General features: G+C 70.0%; 8 protein-coding genes and 1 pseudogene. 3 read left to right on the top strand and 6 right to left on the bottom strand.

What is annotated here, in order from left to right; translation table 11 throughout:
- Positions 1 to 1,113: ATP-binding protein (locus tag BN948_RS25025; protein ID WP_156037858.1), on the top strand; the 1,113-nt coding region annotated here is incomplete at its 5' end.
- Positions 1,106 to 1,795 (top strand): response regulator, encoded by a 690-nt coding sequence (locus BN948_RS25020; RefSeq protein ID WP_009519592.1) that lies wholly within the window; start codon positions 1,106 to 1,108, stop codon positions 1,793 to 1,795. The genes BN948_RS25025 and BN948_RS25020, both read left to right, overlap by 8 nt.
- A 1-nt stretch (position 1,796) precedes the next feature.
- Here the strand turns inward: BN948_RS25020 and BN948_RS25015 are convergent, their stop codons facing one another.
- From BN948_RS25015 to BN948_RS24990, 6 genes are read right to left on the bottom strand one after another with little or no spacing between them, the layout of a single operon-like run.
- Positions 1,797 to 2,702 carry a metal ABC transporter solute-binding protein, Zn/Mn family gene (locus BN948_RS25015; protein ID WP_009519591.1) on the bottom strand — a complete coding sequence of 302 codons (906 nt, stop codon included), beginning with the start codon at positions 2,700 to 2,702 and terminating at the stop codon, positions 1,797 to 1,799.
- On the bottom strand, positions 2,699 to 3,604 hold the full coding sequence (locus tag BN948_RS25010) for a metal ABC transporter permease (RefSeq protein ID WP_009519590.1): 906 nt from the start codon (positions 3,602 to 3,604) through the stop codon (positions 2,699 to 2,701). Before BN948_RS25010 ends, BN948_RS25015 begins: the two co-directional genes overlap by 4 nt.
- The gene (locus BN948_RS25005; protein WP_009519589.1) at positions 3,601 to 4,353 is read right to left on the bottom strand and encodes a metal ABC transporter ATP-binding protein; all 753 of its coding nucleotides are present in this window, start codon (positions 4,351 to 4,353) and stop codon (positions 3,601 to 3,603) included. The genes BN948_RS25010 and BN948_RS25005 overlap by 4 nt, the downstream gene beginning before the upstream one ends.
- On the bottom strand, positions 4,350 to 5,294 hold the full coding sequence (locus BN948_RS25000) for a metal ABC transporter solute-binding protein, Zn/Mn family (RefSeq protein ID WP_009519588.1): 945 nt from the start codon (positions 5,292 to 5,294) through the stop codon (positions 4,350 to 4,352). The genes BN948_RS25005 and BN948_RS25000 overlap by 4 nt, the downstream gene beginning before the upstream one ends.
- 38 nt (positions 5,295 to 5,332) lie before the next feature.
- The gene (locus tag BN948_RS24995) at positions 5,333 to 5,944 is read right to left on the bottom strand and encodes a DUF6162 family protein (protein WP_009519587.1); all 612 of its coding nucleotides are present in this window, start codon (positions 5,942 to 5,944) and stop codon (positions 5,333 to 5,335) included.
- Positions 5,941 to 6,246 (bottom strand): hypothetical protein, encoded by a 306-nt coding sequence (locus BN948_RS24990; protein WP_156037857.1) that lies wholly within the window; start codon positions 6,244 to 6,246, stop codon positions 5,941 to 5,943. Before BN948_RS24990 ends, BN948_RS24995 begins: the two co-directional genes overlap by 4 nt.
- 436 nt (positions 6,247 to 6,682) lie before the next feature.
- Here BN948_RS24990 and BN948_RS24985 point away from each other — a divergent pair.
- Positions 6,683 to 6,921 (top strand): annotated as a pseudogene (locus tag BN948_RS24985) (energy transducer TonB); the annotation flags it as partial.

Genomic DNA, 6,921 nt, shown 5'->3' with positions numbered 1-6,921 from the left:
CTCGTGAACCCACCCGCGCTCACCATCGACCCGCGCCTCTTGCTGCTCGACGCGAACAAGCGCGTGGTCATCGGCCCCGAATGGCGCGCCGAACAGGCCGTGCTCAAGCCCATCACCGTGGACGAGCGTCTGGTGGGCTACCTGGGCTACGTGCCGCGCCTGCAGATGGTGGCCTCGCTGGAGCGCGTGTTCCAGGCCCAGCAGACGCGCACCTACGCGGCCATCGCGCTGGGCCTGTTCGCTGCCGTGCTGCTGAACGCGGCGCTGATCGCGCACTGGCTCTCACGCCGGCTGCGCGCCCTGGGCGCGGGCACCACGGCCATCGCCCAAGGCAACTACGAGGTGCGCCTGCCGGCCCAGGGCCACGACGAACTGGCCCAGCTCGCGGACGACTTCAACCGCATGGCGGTGTCCTTGCAGGCCGCGCGCCAGGCGCGGCAGCAGTGGATCGCCGACATCGCGCACGAGCTGCGCACGCCGCTGGCCACGCTGCGCGCCGAGATCGAGGCGCTGCAAGACGGCATCCGCAAACCCGACGCGGCCAACCTCGATTCGCTGGCGCAAGAGGTGACGCGCCTCACGCGGCTGGTGGACGACCTGCGCCTGCTCTCGCTGTCGGACCTGGGCGCGCTGGACTACCGATTCGCGCCGCTGGATCTGGGCCGCTTCGTGGCCGACTACCTGCACGAGGCCACCGCGCGGCCTGGCCAGCGGCTTGCCCTGAGCACCGACCTGCCCGAGGGCCTGAGCGTGCGCGCCGACGGCGACCGGCTCGACCAGGTGCTGGCCAACCTGCTGCAGAACACGCTGCGCTACACGCACGACCCGGCGGCACTGGAGGTTCGACTGGTGCGCGACGGCGACGAGGCGCGCCTGAGCTGGGAAGACTCCGCCCCCGGCGTGCCGCCCGAGGCCCTGCCGCGCCTGACGGAGCGGCTCTACCGCGTGGACGAATCGCGCGCCAGCGCCAGCGGCGGCTCCGGACTGGGGCTGGCGATTGCCCAGGCCATCGTCGAAGGCCACGGCGGGCGCATGGCGGCCTCGGCCAGCACGCTGGGCGGGCTGCGGTGGGACGTCTGGCTACCCTTGCACACGGAGGCCGCGCATGCTTGAACCGGCCCAGCGCATCCTCATCGTCGAGGACGAGAACAAGATCGCGAACGTGCTGCTCGACTACCTCGCGCAATCCGGCTACGAGACGCACCACCTCACGCGAGGCGACGAGGTGGAGCCCTGGCTGGCCGAGCACCCTGTGGACCTGGTGCTGCTGGACCTGATGCTGCCCGGCAAGAGCGGGCTGGACGTGTGCCGGGCCCTGCGCTCGGGCCAGGCCGGCCGGCCGGCGCCCGCCATCGTCATGGTCACCGCGCGCGTGGAAGAGATCGACCGCCTCCTGGGCCTGGAGCTGGGCGCCGACGACTACATCTGCAAGCCCTTCAGCCCGCGCGAGGTGGTGGCCCGCGTGAAGGCGGTGCTGCGCCGTGGCACGCACGCGGCGGCGGGCGCACCCGGCGGCCTGCAACTGGACGAAGCCGCCTGGCGCGCCACGCTCGACGGCCGCGACCTCGGCCTCACGGCGGTGGAGTTCCAGTTGCTCAAGGTGCTGAGCGCGCGACCGGGGCGCATCTTCTCGCGCGAACAACTCATGGACGCGATGTACCGCGACGAGCGCATCGTCTCCGATCGCACGGTGGACAGCCACATCAAGAAGTTGCGCCGCAAGATGGATGAAGCCGCGCCGGGGCGCGACCTGATTCACTCCGTCTATGGCCTGGGATACAAGTACGAGCCCTGAATCAGGGAACCGCTAGCGTCCCCAGGCGCTCGGCGTTCTGCTGCAGCTCGGCCACCGGGTCGCGGCCCTCGGTCTGCAGCACGATCAGCCTCGCCCCTGCCTGCTGCACGGCCTGCGCCACGGCGGGCGGCGGCTCGCGGTGGTGCAGCACGGCGGCCACAGCGCCTTCGCGCAAGCGCTTCGTCAATTCGGCCAGGGCCTCGGGCGTCCAGGCCGCGTCGTCCTCGCGCGCCTCGGTGCCCACCAGGTCCAGGTTGAAGCCGCTCACCAGGTAGTCGAGCCGGTCCGACAGGCTGAACACCGACGGGTTGCTCGCGCGCGCCAGCCGCGCCTCGCTCTGCGCGGTGATCGTCAGCACGCGCTGGCGCAGCGTGGCCACGTTGTCCTGCAGGCGCGGCTTCGTGTCGGGCACCAGTCGCGCCACGTCGGCCGCGATCACGTCGGCCATGCGCCCCAGGTTCACCGGGTCCAGCCATGGCAAGGCGGCGGCCGTGGCGGCGCCCTCCTGCAGCGCGATGCCGGGCAGCGAGGCGTCGAGCGGGCGCGCGGCGTCGATCTCGATCAGGCGGATGTTCTGGCGCCGCGCCAGCGGGAACAGCGGATCGTCGGGCCAGATGGAGCGCAGCGCGATCACCGCGTCGGCCTGGCGCGCGGCCTGGCCCAGGCCGGCCGCGCCACGGCCGCTGAAGAAAGCCAGCTGTCGGTTGGCCGACAGGGTCTCGGGCACGGGGCGCAGCACGGCGATGCCGGTGCCCTGCACCACCGCCTGTGTGAGCGAAGCCACTACGGGGTGAGAGACGAGTAGGCGCGTGGGCGCCGCAGCAACGCCGGGGGCGGGGGCCTGCGCCTGCGCCAGCGGCACGGCGATGGACAGCAGCAGCGCGAGGAAAAGAGAACGCGGGTTCATCCGGCGTGTCCTTTGAGGGCGGGCGTGAAGCCGCGCACGATGGCCGCGAGCCCGAAGAGCGCGCCGGCGGTGAGGATGATGGCCGCGCCCGAGGGCACCGGCAGCTCGAGCTCGATCGGCACCAGGATGCCGACCTGCGTGCTGAGGGTGGCGATCAACACACTGAGCCAGAAGAAACCGCGCAGCGACAGGCTCAGCAGCCGCGCGGCGGCGGCGGGAATGATCAGCAGCGCACCGACGAGGATGGCGCCGATGACCTTCACCGAGGCCACGGTGACGATGGTGACCAGCACCACGAAGAGGTAGTCGAGCAGCTTCACGCGCACGCCGCGCACGCTGGCCAATTGCGGGTTGAAGCTGGCCAGCATGAATCGGTTGTAGAGCGGCACCGTGAGCGCCACCACCACCGCGCTCACCACCAGCAGCACCAGCAAGTCGCTGGTGTCCACGGTGAGCACCGAGCCGAACAGCACGTTCTCCAGGATGTGGATGTTCACGCGGCCCGAGAGGATCAACAGCAAGCTCGCGCCCAGCGAGAGCGAGACCGCGAGGAACACTCCGATCAGCGTGTCGGGCGACAGGCCGGTGCGGTTGCGCAGGTACATCAGCAGCAGGCCGAACAGCGTGCAGTAGGCGAACAGGCTGCCGTAGGGGCCCGTGTACGGTTCGCCCAGCAGGATGCCGATGGCCACACCCGTGAGCGCGGCGTGGCCCACGGCCTCGGAGAAGAAGGCCAGGCGCTTGACCACCACCAGCGTGCCCAGCCCGCCCAGCACGGGGCCGATGCACAGGCCCGCGAGCACGGCGTTGACGACGAAACCGTAGGTGAGCGAATTGGGCAGCAGGCCCTGCTCGGCCAGGTGCTGGATGGTGTGGCGCAGGGCGTCGATCAGCGTGGTCATTCGAGCACCTCTTCCGCCACTGGCACCTCTTCGTGCCGGTGCCGGTTCGAGAACAAGGCCAGCACGCGCTGCGGCGTCAGCACCTCGGCGGGCGCACCGTCGAACAGCACCTGGCGGTTCAGGCCGGTCACGCGATCGGCCAATCGCGTCACGGCGTCCAGGTCGTGCTCGATCCACAGCACCGTGGTGCGCTGCCCGCGCCAGTGCGCGAGCAGGGTCTCGAACACGCGCATGCCCGCCTCGTCGAGCGCGGACATGGGTTCGTCGAGCAGGATCAGGTCGGGCGCGGGAATCAGCGCCTGCGCCAGCAGCACGCGCTGGCGCTCACCGCCCGAGAGCGCGCCCATGCGGCGCTGCGCCTTCTCCCACATGCCCACCTGGCGCAGCGCCTGTTCCACCGGCGCTTTCCAGCGCCGCGACAGGCCCAGCATCACCGGGCGGCGCTGGCACATGGCGCCCATGAAATCCATCACCGTCATCGGCAGGCCGGCATCGAAGGCCAGGGCCTGCGGCACGTAGCCCACCACGCCCGGCCGCTCACCGGGCCATTCCAGCGCGATGCTGCCGCGGTGCGGCACCTGGCCCAGCAGGGCCTTGAACAGCGAACTCTTGCCGCCGCCGTTGGGCCCCACCAGCGCGTGCACGCCACCGGCGGCTACGCGCAGGCTTACCTGCTGCAGGATGTCGGTCTGGCCGAGGGTGAGGGAGACGTCGTCGAATCCGAGGGCGGGCCCGCCAGCCACGGTCATGCGGCCTCCTGGATCGCGCGCACGACGGTCGCCAGGTTCTTCGCGATCTCCTGCTCGAACTTCTCGGCCGTGTAGGGGCCGTGCGAGATGTGCGTGAGCGCGTACAGGCGCACGCCGGTCTCGCGGCGAATGGTGTCGACGTAGGCCGAGGGGAAGTCCATCTCCGAGAAGATCACCTTCACGTCGAGCGAGCGGATCTGGTCGATGGTGCCCTTGAGCTGCGCGGGGCTGGGCTCGATGCCGTGCGCGGGTTCCACCACGGCCGCCACCTCCAGGCCGAACTCGCGCAGCAGGTAGTCGTAAGCGCCGTGGATGGTGGCGATGCGGAAATCGGCGCCCGGCGTTTTCACGAGCTGGCCCAGCGCGTCGGCGCGCAACTTGCGCAGCTTCTGCGCGTAGGCGCGCGCGTTGGCGGTGTAGGCCGAGGCGTTGGCCGAATCGAGCTTGCCGAGCTCGCGCGCAATGGTGTTGACCTGCGAGATGGAGGCCGTGACCGACAGGAAGGTGTGCGGGTTCACCACCTTGCCCGAGGTGCCGCGCCCGGTGCCCACGGCGGCCAGCAGCGGCACCTGCGCATTGGCCTCGATCACCTTCAGGTCCGGCTTCTCACTGGCCTTGATCATGCGGCCCGCGAAGTCGTCATGGCCCACGCCGTTGAGCACGATCACATCGAGCGAGCCGATGCGCTTGATGTCTTCGGTGCGCGGCTCGTAGGCGTGCGGATTGAAGCCGGCGGGAATGACGGGGACCACCTCCGCCAGGTTGCCCACGATGTTGGCCACGTAGCTGTAGTAGGGGTGCAGCGTCACGCCGATGCGCAGGCGCTTGGCCTGAGCCAGGGCGCGCAGCGGCAGGCTCGCTGACGCGAGGCCCAGCGGTGCCAGGCCGAGGGCCGAGAGCAGGCGTCGGCGGCGCGCGATGGGCGTGTTGTGGTCTTGCATGGGATGCGTGTTGGCAATGAAAGAAAGAGGCGGCGCGTTCAGTGCGCGGCGCCCTGGCGCGTCACGCCGGCGTCGTAGCGCGTGATCACCTGGCGCCATCCCTGGCGCACCAGCGCCGGTTCATTGATGCCCTCGGGCCAGGTCACGGAGCCTTCGCGCTGGATCCAGATCTCGACCGCGTCGTCGTGCGCGTGGCCAGCGGCGTCCTTGCCGGCGGTGGCCGGCAGGCGCAGCAGGAAAGAGCCGGCGACCTGCGGCTCTGCGCTGCGCCCGACGTAGGCGAGGTCGTTTCCTTGCGGTGTCGCACGCCATTCGTGCGCGCCGCGCGCACGCGCCTCGGGGCCGGCGGAGAACGGCGGCAGACCCATGTCGCGAAGCGCCTTCACGGTGGGCATGGCCTGTTCGCTGTCGCGAAGCGCCTCGATCTCCTCGGCCGCCACCAGCAGGTCGGCGTGCACGCCCTGCTCGGCCGCGTTGAGCTGGGTGCGCGCGTCCACCTGGTGCGTGGCCAGGGCCGCGGCGGCTTCGGTCTTCGCGCGCACGCCGATCACCAGCGCCGCCAGGGCGAGCACGCCGGCCGCGGCCAAGAGCACCCACAGCGTCTCGTGGCCGGCTCCGGCCGGCCGCACCACTTGCGTGTGGGCGCTCATGGCTTCACGTCGGTGTGGTCCACCTCGGCCGAGTGCTCGCCGCCGTCTTCAAGACGCACGAAGTACTCGCCCGCGGGCTTGGCGAAACGCCAGATGGAGTCGCCACCCAGCGTGCCCTTGGCCAGCACGCGCTCGTCGTAAGCCTTGACCGCGATGGCCATGCCCGCTGCGTCGCTGCCATCGGAAAACTCGCCCTTGCACTGCACCATGTTGTCGGCCGCGGGGCGGCAGTTGAGCAGCAGGCTGTGCGCGAACGACACGCCGGGCAGGGCCAGCGCCCCCACGAACAGGACAGAGGCCAAGCAGATGGCGGAACGGGCGCGCGGAAAGGGCATGACGGGAACGTGGACGCTGAGGATCAGGATCCACAGATCATAAATGAGAATTGTTTTTACTATCAGCCCGAACAAAGCCACTGCCCGCCCGCGACGCGCCGGAACCTGAATGCCGCCACACGGTCCAGCGTCTGAAAAAAAATCCTCGAACTGCTGAGAATGCGAAACATTCTCGTTTAGAATGGGCACACTTTCCTGTCACACCCTGTGTGCGCCGCTTGCGCGAAAGGACGTTCATGATCACGGGCCTCGTCGTTCACGTTGCCAGTCTCATGATCACGCTGATCGCGCTGTACTGGATTTTTCGACGCGAATAGTTTTCGACGAGGGATCATCCCCGGGCACAACGGCAGCGTTGTGCCTGCCCCCTCGTTCAACTGCCATGCCCACGACCAGCTTCCCCTTGGGGTCCCCCGCCCCCCTCCCGACCACCACCGTGCCGCGCCGCTTCAACCGCCGCCTGCTCGTGGTGGGCTCCGTGGTGGGCCTGCACGTGTTCGCGGTCTGGGCGCTGCAAAGCGGCCTGCTGCGCCGCGCGGCGGAAATGGTGATCCCGGTCGAGGTGATGGCAGAACTGATCGAGCTGCCCCAACCCCAGGTGGAGCCCGAGCCACCGGCCCCGGCACCGCCCGCGCCCAAACC

Source organism: Hydrogenophaga intermedia, assembly GCF_000723405.1.
Classification (GTDB): domain Bacteria; phylum Pseudomonadota; class Gammaproteobacteria; order Burkholderiales; family Burkholderiaceae_C; genus Hydrogenophaga; species Hydrogenophaga intermedia.
The sequence above is the reverse complement of the archived record's forward strand: the minus strand, read 5'-3'. Positions and strand labels throughout refer to the sequence as shown.